Source organism: Pseudomonas sp. S3_C06 (genome assembly GCF_054667675.1).
The window spans coordinates 5628456-5644603 of record NZ_CP162747.1 but is presented as its reverse complement, the minus strand read 5'-3'; the positions used below and the strand labels follow the sequence as shown (position 1 = coordinate 5644603).

The following is a 16148-nucleotide window of genomic DNA, read 5'->3' as shown; positions in this document are numbered from 1 at the left end:
TGCCTTATAAAGGCGTGGTGGATACACCCGCCGCAGCGTAGTTTTGGAAACTGTTCATCTGCTTGGCTATCTGCGAAATCTTGCTGGCGTAGTTGGGGTCGGTTGCGTAACCGGCCTTTTGCAACTCGCGTACAAACTGTTCTGGGTTATCGGCAGACTTCACGACATCTTGATAGCGATTATTGCTCTGCAGCAAAGTCACCAGATCGTGGAAGCTGTCCTTGTACGAGGCGTAGGAACGGAACTCGGCCGTCTCCTTGACCATCGCGCCATCGCGGAACTCGCTGGTGATCGCCCGGGCCGAATCGCCCTTCCAGTTACTGCTCGCCTTGATGCCGAACAGGTTGTGGCTGCTGCTGCCATCCTGGGCGCGCATGACCGATTTGCCCCAACCGGTTTCCAGTGCCGCCTGCGCCACCAGATAACGCGGATCGACGCCGATACGGTCGGCCGCTTCCTTGGCCATCGGCAGCATGGTGTTGACGAATTCATCGGCGGAACTGAAGGCTTTCTTCGCCGGCGCCAGCGGAATCTGCGCCATGGCGCGACCGTAGATCTGCATCTGCCCGCCAGCGGATTTTTCGCTCTCGGCACGTGCCAGCCAGTCGCCGTTGTACAGCGGGCCGGCGCCGGTGGTAGCAGCCGTGGTCGCGCGCTGCGGCAATTGCGTGGCCGCTGCCGGCGTAGCCGATGGCACCAGGCCTGCGAGCAAACGATCGGCCAGTTTCGGTGGCAGAGCCAGACGACGCTGATTGATCAGCTCCATGTCATTGCGATGAGCCAGTTGCGTGTTCGGCGCGCTCACCGAACGCGATGCCCACAACGGACGCTCGCCATTGAGGCGCGACAACGGGCCGTTGGTAGCAACGGTGCCAGCGGCAACCGGTGTGACCACGGCCGCAGCTTTCGCCTTGGCCTCTTCCTGCTTGGCGGCGGACGCGGCCGCAGCCTCACCCGGCGCCAGCGGTTTGTTCTTCGACATCTGCCGCATCAGCACGTCGGCCAGACCGATACCACCGCCCTCGCGGGACATGGAAACGGCCAGTTGCTGGTCGTACATTTCCTGATACTGCTTGGCTGCCGGCGTGTTGAGCGGGTTGTCCTGGCCCAGCGCTTCAGTGGCCGAGCGCATCGACTTGAGCATTTCGCCAAGGAACAGCGATTCGAATTCCTGCGCCACTTTGCGCAGGTTCGCATCGCTGTTCTTGTCGCCGACCTTGAGTTGGTTCAGGCGATTGAGGTCCGAGTAGGAACCCGAATCGCTGCTGCTGACCAGACCGCTTTTGCGCATATCCATAAGGGTCGGCCTCAGATCACGATCAGGTCGGCTTGCAACGCACCGGCCTGCTTCAGCGCTTCGAGGATGGCCATCAAGTCACCCGGTGCCGCGCCGACCTGGTTCACCGCACGCACGATCTCGTCGAGGGTGGTGCCCGGGCCGAACTTGAACATCGGTTTGGCTTCCTGCTCGGCATTTACCCGCGAGCGCGGCACAACAGCGGTCTGGCCATTGGACAGCGGGCCGGGCTGGCTGACGATCGGGTCTTCGGTGATGGTCACGGTCAGGCTGCCGTGGGTCACGGCGGCTGGCGACACTTTCACGTTCTGGCCGATGACGATGGTGCCGGTACGCGAGTTGATGATGACTTTCGCCACCGCCTGACCCGGATCGACTTCGAGGTTTTCCAGGATCGACAGGTAGTCGACGCGCTGGCTCGGATCGAGTGGCGCGGTGACACGAATCGAACCACCGTCGATGGCTTGCGCGACGCCAGGGCCGAGCATGTCGTTGATCTTGTCGACGATACGTTTGGCGGTGGTGAAGTCGGAACGGTTGAGGTTCAGCGTCAGGCTGTTGCCCTGGTTGAAACCACTCGGTACCGAACGTTCCACCGAGGCACCGCCAGGGATGCGACCGGCCGACGGAACGTTGACGGTGATCTTCGATCCGTCACGGCCTTCGGCGTCGAAACCGCCGACGACAAGGTTGCCCTGAGCGACCGCGTAGACGTTGCCGTCGATACCCTTGAGCGGGGTCAGCAGCAAGGTGCCGCCGCGCAGGCTCTTGGAGTTACCGATCGAAGACACCGTGATATCGACCTGCTGACCTGGCTTGGCGAACGCCGGCAAGTCAGCACTGATCGACACCGCCGCGACGTTCTTCAATTGCACGTTGCCCGATCCTGGCGGCACCTTGATGCCGAACTGCGAGAGCATGTTGTTGAAGGTCTGCAGGGTGAACGGGGTCTGCGTCGTCTGGTCGCCGGTGCCGTTAAGCCCGACCACCAGGCCGTAACCGATCAACTGGTTGGAGCGCACGCCGGAAATGCTGGCGATGTCTTTCAACCGTTCGGCTTGTGCATTGAAGGCCGCCGACATCAACAGCGCGGCCACCATAAGGCTTTTCAGATTCAACGTAGCCACCTAGAAAGGGAACAGCGGGCTGAGGAAGAAACGGTCGAACCAGCCTGGCTGACTCGTATCGGCAAACGCGCCGGTACCCGAGTAGGTGATGCGTGCATCGGCGACCCGGGTCGACGACACGGTGTTGTCCGTGGCGATGTCATCGGCGCGCACCAGACCGGCGATGCGCACCAGTTCGTCACCGGTGTTCAGTGTCAGCCACTTCTCGCCGCGCACGGCGATGATGCCGTTGGGCAGCACGTCAGCGACGGTCACGGTGATCGAACCGGTCAGGCTGTTGCTCTGCCCGGACTTGGCGTCGCCCTTGGTCGAACGGTCAGCGCTATAGCCGGCGTTCAGACTCAGGTCACCGCCACCAATCGGATTGTTGGTGGTCAGGCTGGAGCCGAACAACGAAGTCAGACCGACACTGTTATCGCTGTTCTTGTCCATCTGCGAGTTGGCGTTCTTGCTCGCCTGCGTGCGCTCGTTCAGGGTGATGGTGATGATGTCACCGACCCGGAAAGCCTTGCGGTCGCTGTACAGGTTCTGCTCGAAGCCGGCCTGATAGATCGAGCCATTATTGGCGGCAGCCGGCAACGGCGTGCGCGGCAACACCGGGGCGTAGTAAGGGTCATTGGGCTTGGGCGTCGGGGCGACGCAGCCCGCGAGCGAGACGACCCCACTCAATGCCAGAACAGATACAAAGCGATTCATGACCCTACCTCACGGTGTTGCAGGCGACCTCATGGCCGCCTCATAGACTTGATTACAGATTCTGCGTTACGAACGAGAGCATCTGGTCAGCGGTGGAGATCACCTTGGAGTTCATCTCGTAAGCGCGCTGAGTGGTGATCATGTTGACCATCTCTTCAACGGTGCTGACGTTGGAGGTTTCCAGGGTGTTCTGCAGGGTCGTACCGAAACCGGCCAGACCCGGGGTGCCGACTTGCGGCGCGCCGGAAGCGGCAGTTTCCAGGAACAGGTTGTTGCCCACGGCTTGCAGACCGGCCGGGTTGATGAAGTCGGCGGTTTGCAGATTGCCGATCACCTGAGACGCAGCGTTGCCAGCAACCGTGATGGACACGGTGCCGTCACGGCCGACGGTGAAGGTCTGGGCATCGTTCGGAATGACGATGGCCGGTTCCAGAGCGAAACCGCTGGCGTTGACGATCTGGCCGTTGGAGTCGAGGTGGAAGGTACCGTCACGGGTGTAGGACGTGGTGCCGTCCGGCTGCAGAATCTGGAAGAAACCGCGACCGTCGATGGCCATGTCCAGCGGCTGCTCGGTGGTTTGCAGGCTGCCGGCGGTGAAGTTTTTCTGGGTGCCGACGATGCGCACACCGGTACCCAGTTGCAGACCCGACGGCAGTTCGCTGTCCTGGGTCGACTGGGCGCCTGGCTGGCGCTTGATCTGATACAGCAAGTCCTGGAACTCGGCGCGATCACGTTTGAAACCCGTGGTCGACACGTTCGCCAGGTTGTTGGAAATGGTGGTCAGGTTGGTGTCCTGGGCGGACAGACCGGTTTTGGCAACCCATAGAGCCGGAAGCATTCGATTCTCCTCGTGCGCCTGTTTTTCGGCGCGACGTTCTGATAATTAGCTGATCTGCAAGACCCGAGCCATGGCCTGGTCGTCGTCTTTGGCGGTGTTCATCATTTTGACGTGCAACTCGAACTGCTTGGCCAAGGCCAGCACCGAGGTCATCTCTTCAACGGCGTTGACGTTGCTCGACTCCAGGAAACCCGACACCAGTTTGACGTTGGCATCGGCCGGCGCAGGCTGGCCGTCCTTGGTGTAGATCGAGCCGTCGAGGCCCTTGTTCATGTTCTTGATGTCCGGGTTGACCAGTTTGATCCGGTCGACTTCCGCCATGACACGCGGGCCTTCGCCCATCGCACGAATACTGATGGTGCCGTCTTCGCCGACTTCGATCTGCTGCTCGGGCGGCACGGCGATCGGACCGCCATTGCCCATGACCGGCATACCGTTGCCGGCACGCAGCACGCCGAGGGCGTCAACGTTGAGGCTGCCGGTGCGCACGTAGCTTTCGCCGCCGTTCGGGTTCTGCACGGCGATAAAACCGTTGCCGGTGACGGCGACGTCGAGGTCACGACCGGTCTGCACCAGCGAGCCTGGCGTGAAGTCGGTGGCGGGCCGTTCGCTCATGGCAAACGCACGCGCCGGAAAGCTGTCACCGAACACCGGCATCGAACGCGCCTGCTCCAGGTCGCGCTGAAAACCGTTGGTGGAGATGTTCGCCAGGTTGTTGGCATGCGCCTTTTGCGCCAGCGCGTTCTGGCTGGCGCCGGTCATTGCCACATAAAGGTACTTGTCCACACTCTTTCCTCTGCATGCCGGACGTTTGCCGCCCACCGCTGTACTGCTGAGCCATAAGCAATTTGCAGACCAACTTTTTTCTGGCGCACAAAGGCCCGGTAAACAAAGGACTTGAGGGATGGCGAGGGGAAATGTGAAATGTATCGAAGTCGAAAAACCGGCGGTGTTATGCCGCTTGGCGGCAATCCCTCGAATGATCGTTCCCACGCTCCGCGTGGGAATGCCTCAATGGACGCTCTGCGTCCGCTTTGGGACGCGGAGCGTCCCGGGCTGCGTTCCCACGCAGAGCGTGGGAACGATCACGTGCTGCCCGACTCTTTGCCGACTTCGTATTCACGCAGCTTGTTGGCAATGGTGGTATGCGAAACCCCCAAACGCTTACCCAACTGCCGACTGCTCGGATGCTCGGAATACAACCGCTCCAGCACCGCTTTCTCGAAGCGCCCGACAATCTCGTCCAGCCCACCCTCCAGCGAGAAATCGCCAAGCGGCTGACGCACGCCGTAATCCGGCAGACGAATATGCTCGGCCTTCACCGTGCCGCCCTCGCACAGCGAAACCGCCTGGAACAGCACGTTCTCCAGTTGCCGCACGTTGCCCGGCCAGTGGTAATGACTGAGTCGATCCATCGCCGCCGGCGCCAGTTTCGGCAGCGAACAGCCGATCTGCCGACTGGCCTGATCAAGGAAGTGCTCGACCAGCGGGGTCAAGCCGTCGAGGCATTCGCGCAGCGGCGGGATGTGCAAGGACAGTACATTCAAGCGGTGATACAAATCCTGGCGAAACTCGCCGCGCGCGCACAGCTCGGACAGGTCCACCTGGGTGGCGCAGATCACCCGCACATCCAGATAAACCTCTTCATCACTACCGACCCGGCGGAAGCAACCGTCCTGCAGAAAGCGCAGCAGTTTCACCTGCAAGCGCGGGCTCATCTCACCGACGCCATCAAGAAACAGCGTACCGCCCGCCGTCAACTCCAGCAGCCCGAGCTTGCCTTCAGCCCGCGCACCTTCAAAGGCGCCGGGGCCGTAGCCGAACAGCTCGGTCTCGGCCATCGACTCGGGCAGGCCGGCGCAGTTGAGCGCCATCAGCGGCGACTGCCCACGCGGACTGGCGAGGTGGCAGGCACGCGCCAGCAACTCCTTACCGGTGCCGGTTTCGCCTTCAATCAATAGCGGCGCATCGAGCGGGGCCATACGCCGCGCTTCACGCACGACGGCGGCCATGACTTTTGAACTCTGGAAGATGCTGTCGAAACCACGCAGTTCCTGCTTGCGCACGTTATAGATGCGCTCGCCAACGCGGTCGGCGCGATGCAAGGTCAGCACCGCGCCGGCCATGGCTTCGCTGTCGTCATGCTCCGATTGCAGCGGCGCGATGTCGGCCAGAAAGATGTCGCCCTTGACCTTGACCCGCATGCCGTTGATTCGCGATTTATTCGCGCGCACCAGTTCCGGCAAGTCGAAATCTTCGGCATAGCGCGACAGCGGAATCCCCGGCACCTCATCAACGCGCACACCGAGCAACTGCGCCGCCGCGCGGTTGGCCGCGACGATCGAGCCGCCCATGTCGATCGACAGCACCGGAAACTCCAGCGCGCCGAGCAAGGCGTTCAACTCCATGTGCCGCCGCTCGCTGGGCATCAGCCCTACCCGCTTGACGCCGAACACCCCGGCGATCGCCTCGAACTTCGGGCGCAGCGCTTGAAACTGAATATTGATCAGGTTCGGACAGTGCAGGTAGATCGCATTGCCATGCTCGCCACCGACCTCACCGCGCGCCACGTTGATCCCGTAGGCGACCAGCAGGTTGAGGATGTCGCGCAGGATGCCGATGCGGTTCTGGCAGTGGACTTTGATGCGCATATAAATCGCCCGAATAAACGATGAGAAACCTGTAGGAGTGAGCCTGCTCGCGATGGCTTTGGGTCAGTTGATATTGATGCTGACTGATACACCGCTATCGCGAGCAGGCTCACTCCTACAGGGGACCGCGCCAGACTTTTCTGTGGTGGCACGCAGATAGTTGTCAAGATTATGTGACAGCCATCAGGCTTTTCAAACCTGAAAATCACCGAAAATGCGCGACGGCGGTCAATCCGTAACGATAACTTTACGAATTAAAGAGAAATTTCCTACGCGCAAGCCATTCAACCTGCTGCACATCAACCCGCTCTCAGGTAATTCTGAATCCATCGCTGGACATAACAAGAACGAATTCCCCTAGCAGGAGAGCAGTATGAAGCAGACGCAATACGTGGCCCGCGAGCCCGATGCGCAAGGTTTTATCGACTACCCCGCCGAAGAACACGCGGTGTGGAACACGCTGATCACTCGCCAATTGAAAGTGATCGAAGGGCGTGCCTGCCAGGAGTACCTGGACGGTATCGAAAAACTCGGTCTGCCCCACGACCGCATTCCGCAACTCGGCGAGATCAACAAGGTGCTCGGCGAGACCACCGGTTGGCAGGTTGCTCGTGTTCCGGCGCTGATTCCCTTTCAGACCTTTTTCGAACTGCTGGCCAGCAAGCAATTTCCGGTCGCTACGTTTATTCGTACCCGCGAAGAGCTGGACTACCTGCAAGAGCCGGACATTTTCCACGAGATCTTTGGTCACTGCCCGCTGCTGACCAACCCGTATTTCGCCGAATTCACCCACACCTACGGCAAGCTCGGCTTGCAGGCGACCAAGGAAGAACGCGTGTACCTGGCGCGTCTGTACTGGATGACCATCGAGTTCGGCCTGGTCGACACCCCGCAAGGCAAGCGCATCTACGGCGGCGGCATTCTGTCCTCACCGAAAGAAACCGTTTACTCGCTGTCGGACGAGCCTGAGCATCAAGCCTTCGATCCGCTCGAAGCCATGCGCACGCCGTATCGCATCGACATCCTGCAACCGCTGTACTTTGTTCTGCCGAACCTCAAGCGTCTATTCGACGTGGCTCATGAAGACATCATGGCCATGGTTCGCCAAGGCATGCAGCTGGGTCTGCACGCACCGAAATTTCCGCCGAAACCCAAAGCCGCGTGAACCGCGACTTTTGCTGACAATTGAGCCTGTCAGTCGCCGCCACTTTGGTTTAGCGTGACGGCATTGACGACTCAGAAGCCTTTATAAAAAAACACACTCGATTTCAGGAATACGCCATGTCCACTTTGAACCAAGCCCACTGCGAAGCCTGCCGCGCCGATGCGCCACAAGTCAGCGACGAAGAACTGCCGATCCTGATCAAGCAGATCCCTGACTGGAACATCGAAGTACGCGACAGCATCATGCAGTTGGAAAAGGTCTTCCTGTTCAAGAACTTCAAACACGCGCTGGCCTTCACCAACGCTGTCGGTGAAATCTCCGAAGCCGAAGGTCACCACCCGGGCCTGCTGACCGAGTGGGGCAAAGTCACCGTGACCTGGTGGAGCCACTCGATCAAAGGCCTGCACCGCAACGACTTCATCATGGCCGCGCGCACTGACGAAGTGGCCAAGACTGCAGAAGGACGCAAGTAATGCACTTCGACGCCATCGGCCGGGTACCCGGCGACCCGATCCTCGGCTTGATGGAGGCGTATGCGCAGGACACTAACCCGCGCAAATTCGACCTGGGCGTTGGCGTCTACAAGGACGCCCAGGGCCTGACGCCGATCCCGGAAGCGGTGAAAATTGCTGAAGCACGATTGGTCGAAAGCCAGGACACCAAGACCTACATCGGTGGCCACGGCAACCCGCTGTTCGGCAAAGTCATCAATGAACTGGTGCTCGGCGCCGACTCGAAGCTGATCGCCGAACAACGTGCCGGCGCGACTCAGACCCCGGGCGGCACCGGCGCCCTGCGTCTGGCTGCCGACTTCATCGCTCAGTGCCTGCCGGGCAAAGGCGTGTGGCTGAGCAACCCGACCTGGCCGATCCACGAAACCATTTTCGCCGCGGCCGGGGTCAAGGTCAGTCACTACCCGTACGTGGGCAGTGACAACCGCCTCGACGTCGAAGCCATGCTTGCCGTGCTCAATGAAGTGCCGAACGGTGATGTTGTGTTGCTGCACGCGTGCTGCCACAACCCGACCGGTTTTGACTTGAGCCATGACGACTGGCAGCGCGTGCTCGAAGTGGTGCGCAAGCGCAATCTGCTGCCGCTGATCGATTTTGCCTACCAGGGTTTTGGCGACGGTCTGGAACAGGATGCGTGGTCGACCCGACTGTTCGCGGCCGAGGTGCCTGAGCTGCTGATTACCAGTTCCTGCTCGAAGAACTTCGGTCTGTACCGCGATCGAACCGGTGCGCTGATCGTCTGCGCGAAAAGCGCCGACAAGCTCATCGACATCCGCAGCCAACTGGCCAATATCGCCCGTAACCTGTGGTCGACGCCGCCGGATCACGGTGCGGCGGTGGTCGCAACGATCCTCGCCGACCCAGAGCTGAAAACGCGCTGGGCCGATGAAGTGGAAGCCATGCGTCTGCGTATTGCGCAACTGCGCAGCGGTCTGGTCGAAGCGCTGGAGCCACACGGCTTGCGCGAGCGCTTTGCGCACATTGGCGTGCAACGCGGGATGTTCTCTTACACCGGCCTGTCGCCGGAGCAAGTGAAACAACTGCGCGAGCATCACAGCGTGTACATGGTCAGCTCAGGCCGGGCGAACGTTGCCGGTATCGACGCTACGCGCCTCGCGCTGCTGGCCGACGCCATCGCCAGCGTCTGCAAGTAATCCCTCCCATGCTCGTTCCCACGCTGCGCGTGGGAATGCAGCCCGGGACGCTCCGCGTCCCAACAGCGGACGCAGAGCGTCCATTGAGGCATTCCCACGCAGAGCGTTGGAACGATCAACCCGCCGACTTTGCTCCCCTGCGGCCATCTGTCGCATTAATTTGAATTAAAAGTCTGATTGTCATTTTTCCTGCTGTATCCTGCGCAGGCTTTCCAAAAGCGCGGATCTACCAGATCTATCAACAGACTTAGCGAGGAGCGCAACCATGCACGAGATTCCTAATCTCCCCTTCCCAAGCCTGCACGTACCTGAGCAGACGACCACGCAGCAAGCCGGCGCCCAACAGCCCGAGCCGAAAGAAGCCGTTGAGAGCCGCCCGGCCGACAACGAAGAGTAAGACCCCGTCGTACAGACCGTGTGGAAAGCGCTAACATGCGCTTTCCACACTGCCTGAACCCCGAGCCTGCCATGACCGACGAATTCTCTGAAAGCCAAGCCGCCGTACTGATCGGTGCGACCGAGAAAATGATCGAGATCTGGAATCGCCTCTCGCCCGAGAAACAGGCCGCCCTGCTCGCCCGTTTCGGCACTGAAGAAAACGCCCTCGCCGCCCTGGTTACCACGCAGATGGTCGCCCCGGACAAGCCTTGAAGCCGCCAGCCGGCAAATAGTTTTACTTTTCCCGCCCCAGAGTCTTCCACGCCGGTATCATAAGCAGCCTATCTAATCTGCCGTTCCCGTGGATCGTTACCCATGTCGTCCTCTATGCCAGAACCCCAGCGTCCCCTGGCGGTCACGCTGCAAGTCGTCTCCATCGTCCTCTTCACCTTTATCGGTTATCTGAACATCGGTATTCCGCTCGCGGTATTGCCGGGTTACGTCCACAGCGATCTGGGCTTTGGCGCAGTGATCGCTGGCCTGGTGATCAGCGTGCAATACCTCGCCACCCTGCTCAGTCGCCCGTATGCCGGCAAGATCATCGACAACCAGGGCAGCAAGCGCGCGGTGATGATTGGCCTCGCCGGGTGCGGCTTGAGCGGTGTGTTCATGCTGATTTCGGCGTGGACACCAAACCTGCCGATGCTTAGTTTGATCAGTCTGCTGATCGGTCGACTGGTATTGGGCAGCGCGGAAAGCCTCGTGGGCTCCGGCTCGATTGGCTGGGGCATTGGCCGCGTTGGCGCGGCAAACACCGCCAAGGTGATTTCCTGGAACGGCATCGCCAGTTATGGCGCACTGGCGGTCGGCGCGCCGTTCGGCGTGTGGCTGGTCGCCCAGTTGGGTTTGTGGAGCATGGGCGTCAGCATCATTCTGTTGGCCGCGCTCGGCCTTCTGCTCGCCTGGCCAAAAACCCCGGCACCGATTGTCGCCGGCGAACGCCTGCCGTTCATGCATGTGCTCGGCAAAGTGTTTCCCCACGGTTGCGGTCTGGCGCTGGGCTCGATCGGTTTTGGCACCATCGCCACCTTCATCACCCTGTATTACGCCACCCAGCATTGGGACAACGCGGTGTTGTGCCTGAGCCTGTTCGGGGCCAGCTTCATCGGCGCGCGCCTGCTGTTCGGCAACCTGATCAACCGTCTCGGCGGCTTTCGCGTGGCGATTGCCTGTCTGTCGGTGGAAACCCTTGGCCTGCTGCTGTTGTGGCTCGCGCCGGACGCGCATTGGGCGTTGGCCGGCGCGGCGTTGAGCGGGTTTGGTTTCTCGCTGGTATTTCCGGCGCTGGGTGTGGAAGCGGTGAATCTGGTGCCGGCGTCCAGCCGTGGCGCAGCGGTTGGCGCCTATTCGCTGTTCATTGATTTGTCGCTGGGTATCACCGGGCCACTGGCCGGGGCGATTGCGGCAGGTTTCGGTTTCGCCTCGATCTTCCTGTTCGCCGCCCTCGCCTCGCTAAGTGGATTGGCGCTGAGCGTGTATCTGTACAAGCACACCGCCAAGTACCGCGAAGACTAGAAATCCACCTTGCCGCGCCCGGCCTTGATGCTACCGCGCTTGGTTTTCGATTCGAGCCGACGCTTCTTTGAGCCGAGGGTCGGCTTGGTCGGACGGCGTTTCTTTTCGACTTTGGTGGCGCTGAGAATCAGCTCGACCAGACGCTCCAGCGCATCGGCGCGATTGGCTTCCTGCGTGCGGTATTGCTGGGCCTTGATGATCAACACGCCATCGCTGGTGATGCGACTGTCGCGCAGCGCCAGCAGCCGCTCCTTGTAGAACTCGGGCAACGACGAGGCTGGAATGTCGAAGCGCAGGTGCATGGCGCTGGAGACCTTGTTGACGTTCTGCCCACCGGCGCCTTGTGCGCGAATGGCCGTCAGTTCGATCTCGGCATCCGGCAGATGCACGTTGTTGGAAATCACCAGCATGGAAAAACGCCCTTAATCAGAGCGCACAGGATACCGCGATTAGCCGCAAAGCGACCTGTGGCCTGCAGGCGCAACTTCCGGCGCACTTATATCGAGCGTCATTTCGAGTTACCATTGCGACCTTTAAAACTACCCGTTTAATGCAGGAAGCAGACTTATGAGCAACAAGGCAGTTATCGTGTTTAGTGGTGGCCAGGACTCTACGACTTGCCTGATCCATGCACTGACCCACTACGATGAAGTCCACTGCATTACCTTTGATTATGGTCAGCGTCACCACGCGGAAATTGAAGTTGCGCAGCAACTTTCCAAAAAACTCGGCGTGACCGTGCATAAAACGCTGGATGTGTCCTTGCTCAACGAGCTAGCCATCAGCAGTCTGACGCGCGACAACATTCCGGTCCCGACCGTTAACAGCTCCGGCGAGAGCCTGCCAAGCACCTTCGTCCCGGGGCGTAACATTCTGTTTCTGACCCTGGCCTCTATCTATGCCTATCAAGTCCAGGCTAAAACGGTCATTACCGGTGTTTGTGAAACCGACTTCTCAGGCTACCCCGATTGCCGGGATGAGTTCGTCAAGGCTCTGAATAAAGCCCTTGAATCAGGCATGGACTATAAGCTGAAACTGGATACGCCATTGATGTGGCTGAACAAGGCAGAGACCTGGGCCTTGGCTGATTACCACAATCAACTGGAATTGGTTCGCGAAGAAACTTTGACTTGCTACAACGGCATCAAAGGCGTTGGATGTTCCGATTGCGATGCCTGCCATCTTCGTGCAAAAGGCTTGAATGAGTTCCTGAACAATAAATTGCAGGTCACTCAAAGCTTGAAAGAGAAACTCGGCTTAAAGTAAAACCGCGACAAGAAGCGCTCACTCCAGCATGCCGCCAACAGTGAGCGCCCTCCTCTCTTACTGCGTCTGCGCACCCGTCAGATATTTCTTGAACAAAGACCTTGCCCCGTACGCAGGCAAAATATTAAAGAATGCGAAACCCACTTTGATTGCGATCTGAACGTAGATCATGCCCAGTATCGCGCTATTTTCCATCGTCCCGTAGAAAGCAATGTAGCAGAAAAGAAAACTGTCGATGATCACGGCAAACAGCGTGCTTAAAAACACTCGCAAAAACAGGAATCTGGAATTCGTGAGTTCCTTGATCTTGCACAACAGATATGAATTTATGTTCTCGGAAACCAGAAAGGATATAGAAGACGCTACCAGGACTGCGGACAACTGACTGATAACATCATTGTAAGCCCCATCGAGTTTCCAGCCCGGCAGTCCCGGAAGATGGGTAGTGATGGCCAGCAGAATGATAATCGCGGCATTACTGATGAATGCGAACAGGATCGCTTTTCGCGCGAGCCTCAGGCCAAACGTTTCGTTGAGCAAGTCGACGATCAGAAACGTCAGCGGATAGAGGAAGGTACCCGGCGTTACGACAATATCGAAATACTCGAGGTAGATCGGTTTTGTCGCAGCAATACTGGTGAAAATGTAAAGCGTGAACAGCATCAGGTTCAGGATGATGTAGATCATCCAGGAACTCTCATGCCGGTCATTTATTTCGTAAGCGGTGAGTGCTCCACCTTGCGAGTAAAACTTCTTGTAGAGGTTTTTCACTTCGATCTTGTTCAGATTATCCATAATCTCACTATTCAACACTTCACTTAGCTTTATTTTAATTATTTTGCCTGTCGCGATGACCATGATGACGGCCAGGCTTTTTCCATTCTCGAATCCCAGCAACTTGTACTTGCTGTTTTCCATTTCAACACTGCAATCCATTAAATCGTTCCTCGATTACATCTCCGATCACGCATACACGATCCGTGTCAAAGCTGCCTTCATGGCTTATAGATAACTTCGCTGTGATTTTGTCATACACCAGTTTTTCCCTGTCGCTGCTCGACGCTCCTTTCTGCACGATCAACAGATCGCCGGGCTCATTCATGCCACTGATTTCGTTTTCCAGAAGTACGCCAATCAGGTTGAAAGACGCGCCAAAATAGTAAGTCAGCGGATAAATCGTGGCCAACTCACCAATTCTTTTATCCAGACTTTGCAGCAGCATGCTTTCCTTGATGACAGGCACAGCGGCTGGATTCATGTTGCCCTGTGGCGAAATACTGCTTTCGATGATTTCCTTTTCTTCAAAATCAAGCGTCTCTATTTCTTCGTAAGACACCCCGAAGAAATCGGAAATCTTGCGAACAGTGGACTGCTGGACATTAACCACCTTGCCTTCAAGGATGTTGTAGATGGTCGTTCGGGTCAAACCACTGGAGTGACACAAGGACAGCTGCGTCTCCCCGCGACTCTTGATCAGGTACTTGATATTGTTCTTCAGATTCTCCGATCTTTCTCTTCTATGCATCACATGCTTATCATCCATTTTGAACTGCAATCAATGTCACGTCCCGAATGATCATTCCGGACATACACAAGTGAGGTAGGAAATTGCAGTTTTATCCCTGTCAGTGCCGCGCGAAATCATAGCACCCTCCCTCCCTGGATTCGGTATAAAAAGTCAGCTTTCACAGGCTGTACCCCGCCCACCTGCAGGATCATTTCAGCCTCTGGACTGATCCGTCCGTTCTGTTGCCTTTCACCCGGCGCCTGAAAGTCGGCACTGAGCAATGCCTGTTTTACACCCGCAGCGCCTACAAAAAGAATCATTTTCTTTGAACAATGTTCATTTTTTTGATTAATTCTGTGGCGTTCCTCACTGAAAAATCTATGATGCGTCGAGCCGGCTTCTCATTTTAGAGAGTGAAACAACAAAAAACGGGAGGCCTGTACAGGGTTTGGTTTTGCACGCACCGCGGCAGAACATGGATTCGCCTGTACAGATTCGGCAAGCAGGATGTTCGCATCACGCAAAACCAGGGAAGGCGCGCTGCTGTTCGCAGCGCACAGTAAACAGGGAAGGAATCAAGCAATGGCATTCACTACTGAACCGCTCAAGAATCAGGCTGACTTGTTGCGACGTGGCCTGGCGGATCTTCGCGCAGAAGATGCCGAACTGGCGGCCATTCTCGATGCTGAAGTCACGCGTCAACAGCACACGCTTTCGTTGATATCATCTTCCTGCGCAGTGCAACCACGAACCTTGGTGGCATGCGCTTCAGTGCTGGTCAACGTGACAGCTGAAGGCATGTCCGGCAAGCCTCACAGCGCAGGATGCGAGAACGTCGAACGGGTCGAGTCGCTGGCCATCCGCAGGGCGCGGGAACTGTTCGCGGCCCAATACGCCAACGTCCAGCCGCACTCGGCGTCGAACGCCGTTTACCAGGTGCTGACAGCCTTGCTGGAGCCGGGCGATACCTTGCTGGGCATGGCAGTGGAACACGGTGGTCATCTGACGCATGGCAGCCTCGCTGCGTTTTCCGGCGCCTACTACAAGGCGATCCAGTACGGCACAACATCCGACGGCCTCATCGATTACGACAAGGTACGCCTGCTGGCGCTCGCCCATCGCCCCCGCGTCATCCTCTGCGGCGCAACCGCCTATTCGCGAGTGGTGGACTTCAAAAGGTTTCGTGAAATTGCCGATGAAGCCGGTGCCATCCTGCTCGCCGACATTTCGCATATCGCCGGGCTTGTCGCCACCGGGAGGCACCCAAGCCCGATCGACGCCGCACACGTCACCGTGACTTGCACGCACAAACAACTCGCCGGACCTCGGGGTGGCGTGATCCTCAGCGGGCGTGACGCGAACACCAAGATTCCCGGCTTGCGGACCACCTTCAGCCGCCTCCTCGATCAAGCCGCTTACCCGCGAATGCAGGGCACGCCTGCCGCCAATATGATCGCGGCAAAGGCTGCGGCGCTGGGCTACGCAATGTCTGCCGAATTCGATGCCTGCATGGCGCAGATCCGCAGTACGGCGGATGAAATGGCCAAGGCGTTTCAGGCACTGGACTATGAAGTGGTCGGCGGCTGCAGTGAAAACCATACGGTACTGGTTCGCTTGCGTGGCGGCATTACGGGCGCCATCGCGGAGGCGGCGCTGGGGCATTGCGGGATCATCGTCAGCAAACATCGCGTACCCGGCGACCCCCGCTCGGCACTTGTTACCAGCGGGCTGCGCATCGGCACGGGTGCCTTGGCGCAACGCCGGGTCGATGTCCACGGCAGCCGCCAGATCGTCAATTTGATCGGCCGGATTCTGAATACTGTGGCGCCGCTCGGCGAACAGGATTACACGCTGGAACCCCTGCTCCTTGCGCAGTTTCGCTCAGAGGTCGAAACCTTGTGCAGGGATTATCCGGTCGCCGACTACGTATAGCACCTCGACTCACAGCATTTGCGCATACAAAAAAACCGGCACTCAGGCCG

The 16148-nt window shown here is 58.5% G+C and carries 17 protein-coding genes; 8 read left to right on the top strand and 9 right to left on the bottom strand.

The window, feature by feature from the left end:
• Positions 1–4: 4 nt before the first annotated feature.
• From flgJ to AB4N44_RS25080, 6 genes are all read right to left on the bottom strand, one after another.
• A complete protein-coding gene (flgJ, locus tag AB4N44_RS25105; protein ID WP_127926293.1) occupies positions 5–1297 on the bottom strand; it encodes a flagellar assembly peptidoglycan hydrolase FlgJ in 1293 nt (430 codons plus the stop codon).
• Between the two features lie 11 nt (positions 1298–1308).
• Entirely contained in the window at positions 1309–2397 is a 1089-nt protein-coding gene (locus AB4N44_RS25100; RefSeq protein WP_064119566.1) for a flagellar basal body P-ring protein FlgI, read from the bottom strand.
• 27 nt (positions 2398–2424) lie between these two features.
• Complete coding sequence (gene flgH, locus AB4N44_RS25095; RefSeq protein WP_007920116.1) at positions 2425–3120, bottom strand: flagellar basal body L-ring protein FlgH; 696 nt, start codon at positions 3118–3120, stop codon at positions 2425–2427.
• Between the two features lie 52 nt (positions 3121–3172).
• Positions 3173–3958, bottom strand: a complete 786-nt coding sequence (flgG, locus tag AB4N44_RS25090) for a flagellar basal-body rod protein FlgG (RefSeq protein ID WP_007920118.1) — start codon at positions 3956–3958, stop codon at positions 3173–3175.
• 45 nt (positions 3959–4003) lie between these two features.
• Complete coding sequence (locus AB4N44_RS25085; RefSeq protein WP_064119567.1) at positions 4004–4744, bottom strand: flagellar basal body rod protein FlgF; 741 nt, start codon at positions 4742–4744, stop codon at positions 4004–4006.
• Positions 4745–5043: 299 nt separating this feature from the next.
• Entirely contained in the window at positions 5044–6609 is a 1566-nt protein-coding gene (locus AB4N44_RS25080; RefSeq protein WP_127926292.1) for a sigma-54-dependent transcriptional regulator, read from the bottom strand.
• A 373-nt stretch (positions 6610–6982) separates the two neighbouring features.
• Between AB4N44_RS25080 and phhA the strand changes: the two genes are divergently transcribed.
• The 6 genes from phhA (at position 6983) to AB4N44_RS25050 (ending at position 11393) form a co-directional block, all read left to right on the top strand.
• Positions 6983–7774, top strand: a complete 792-nt coding sequence (phhA, locus tag AB4N44_RS25075) for a phenylalanine 4-monooxygenase (protein ID WP_007920123.1) — start codon at positions 6983–6985, stop codon at positions 7772–7774.
• Between the two features lie 116 nt (positions 7775–7890).
• Positions 7891–8247, top strand: a complete 357-nt coding sequence (locus AB4N44_RS25070; protein ID WP_003222798.1) for a 4a-hydroxytetrahydrobiopterin dehydratase — start codon at positions 7891–7893, stop codon at positions 8245–8247.
• Positions 8247–9440, top strand: coding sequence for an amino acid aminotransferase (locus AB4N44_RS25065; RefSeq protein WP_127926291.1), 1194 nt, complete (start codon positions 8247–8249; stop codon positions 9438–9440). Before AB4N44_RS25070 ends, AB4N44_RS25065 begins: the two co-directional genes overlap by 1 nt.
• Before the next feature lie 265 nt (positions 9441–9705).
• Positions 9706–9837, top strand: a complete 132-nt coding sequence (locus AB4N44_RS25060; protein WP_008088845.1) for a hypothetical protein — start codon at positions 9706–9708, stop codon at positions 9835–9837.
• Positions 9838–9908: 71 nt separating this feature from the next.
• Positions 9909–10091, top strand: coding sequence for a hypothetical protein (locus AB4N44_RS25055; protein ID WP_127926289.1), 183 nt, complete (start codon positions 9909–9911; stop codon positions 10089–10091).
• Between the two features lie 114 nt (positions 10092–10205).
• Positions 10206–11393 (top strand): MFS transporter, encoded by a 1188-nt coding sequence (locus AB4N44_RS25050; protein WP_174245103.1) that lies wholly within the window; start codon positions 10206–10208, stop codon positions 11391–11393.
• On the opposite strand, the gene arfB is transcribed toward AB4N44_RS25050, so the two are convergent.
• Positions 11390–11803 (bottom strand): alternative ribosome rescue aminoacyl-tRNA hydrolase ArfB, encoded by a 414-nt coding sequence (gene arfB, locus AB4N44_RS25045; RefSeq protein ID WP_007920134.1) that lies wholly within the window; start codon positions 11801–11803, stop codon positions 11390–11392. The genes AB4N44_RS25050 and arfB overlap by 4 nt on opposite strands.
• A gap of 157 nt (positions 11804–11960) precedes the next feature.
• On the opposite strand from arfB, the gene queC reads away from it, so the two are divergent.
• Positions 11961–12659 (top strand): 7-cyano-7-deazaguanine synthase QueC, encoded by a 699-nt coding sequence (gene queC / locus AB4N44_RS25040; protein ID WP_160038769.1) that lies wholly within the window; start codon positions 11961–11963, stop codon positions 12657–12659.
• 57 nt (positions 12660–12716) lie between these two features.
• On the opposite strand, the gene AB4N44_RS25035 is transcribed toward queC, so the two are convergent.
• Positions 12717–13595, bottom strand: coding sequence for a queuosine precursor transporter (locus AB4N44_RS25035; protein ID WP_122608336.1), 879 nt, complete (start codon positions 13593–13595; stop codon positions 12717–12719).
• On the bottom strand, positions 13579–14184 hold the full coding sequence (locus tag AB4N44_RS25030) for a helix-turn-helix transcriptional regulator (RefSeq protein WP_127930367.1): 606 nt from the start codon (positions 14182–14184) through the stop codon (positions 13579–13581). Before AB4N44_RS25030 ends, AB4N44_RS25035 begins: the two co-directional genes overlap by 17 nt.
• 564 nt (positions 14185–14748) lie before the next feature.
• Here AB4N44_RS25030 and AB4N44_RS25025 point away from each other — a divergent pair.
• Positions 14749–16098 carry a serine hydroxymethyltransferase gene (locus AB4N44_RS25025; protein ID WP_150749263.1) on the top strand — a complete coding sequence of 450 codons (1350 nt, stop codon included), beginning with the start codon at positions 14749–14751 and terminating at the stop codon, positions 16096–16098.
• The last annotated feature ends 50 nt before the right edge of the window (positions 16099–16148 follow it).

What these genes read in the sequence shown, in the direction of transcription:
- flgJ (WP_127926293.1), bottom strand. Translation starts at nt 1,297, where the DNA reads ATGGATATGCGCAAAAGCGGTCTGGTCAGCAGCAGCGATTCGGGTTCC.
- AB4N44_RS25100 (WP_064119566.1), bottom strand. Translation starts at nt 2,397, where the DNA reads ATGGTGGCCGCGCTGTTGATGTCGGCGGCCTTCAATGCACAAGCCGAA.
- flgH (WP_007920116.1), bottom strand. Translation starts at nt 3,120, where the DNA reads ATGAATCGCTTTGTATCTGTTCTGGCATTGAGTGGGGTCGTCTCGCTC.
- flgG (WP_007920118.1), bottom strand. Translation starts at nt 3,958, where the DNA reads ATGCTTCCGGCTCTATGGGTTGCCAAAACCGGTCTGTCCGCCCAGGAC.
- AB4N44_RS25080 (WP_127926292.1), bottom strand. Translation starts at nt 6,609, where the DNA reads ATGCGCATCAAAGTCCACTGCCAGAACCGCATCGGCATCCTGCGCGAC.
- phhA (WP_007920123.1), top strand. Translation starts at nt 6,983, where the DNA reads ATGAAGCAGACGCAATACGTGGCCCGCGAGCCCGATGCGCAAGGTTTT.
- AB4N44_RS25070 (WP_003222798.1), top strand. Translation starts at nt 7,891, where the DNA reads ATGTCCACTTTGAACCAAGCCCACTGCGAAGCCTGCCGCGCCGATGCG.
- AB4N44_RS25065 (WP_127926291.1), top strand. Translation starts at nt 8,247, where the DNA reads ATGCACTTCGACGCCATCGGCCGGGTACCCGGCGACCCGATCCTCGGC.
- AB4N44_RS25060 (WP_008088845.1), top strand. Translation starts at nt 9,706, where the DNA reads ATGCACGAGATTCCTAATCTCCCCTTCCCAAGCCTGCACGTACCTGAG.
- AB4N44_RS25055 (WP_127926289.1), top strand. Translation starts at nt 9,909, where the DNA reads ATGACCGACGAATTCTCTGAAAGCCAAGCCGCCGTACTGATCGGTGCG.
- AB4N44_RS25050 (WP_174245103.1), top strand. Translation starts at nt 10,206, where the DNA reads ATGCCAGAACCCCAGCGTCCCCTGGCGGTCACGCTGCAAGTCGTCTCC.
- arfB (WP_007920134.1), bottom strand. Translation starts at nt 11,803, where the DNA reads ATGCTGGTGATTTCCAACAACGTGCATCTGCCGGATGCCGAGATCGAA.
- queC (WP_160038769.1), top strand. Translation starts at nt 11,961, where the DNA reads ATGAGCAACAAGGCAGTTATCGTGTTTAGTGGTGGCCAGGACTCTACG.
- AB4N44_RS25035 (WP_122608336.1), bottom strand. Translation starts at nt 13,595, where the DNA reads ATGGATTGCAGTGTTGAAATGGAAAACAGCAAGTACAAGTTGCTGGGA.
- AB4N44_RS25030 (WP_127930367.1), bottom strand. Translation starts at nt 14,184, where the DNA reads ATGCATAGAAGAGAAAGATCGGAGAATCTGAAGAACAATATCAAGTAC.
- AB4N44_RS25025 (WP_150749263.1), top strand. Translation starts at nt 14,749, where the DNA reads ATGGCATTCACTACTGAACCGCTCAAGAATCAGGCTGACTTGTTGCGA.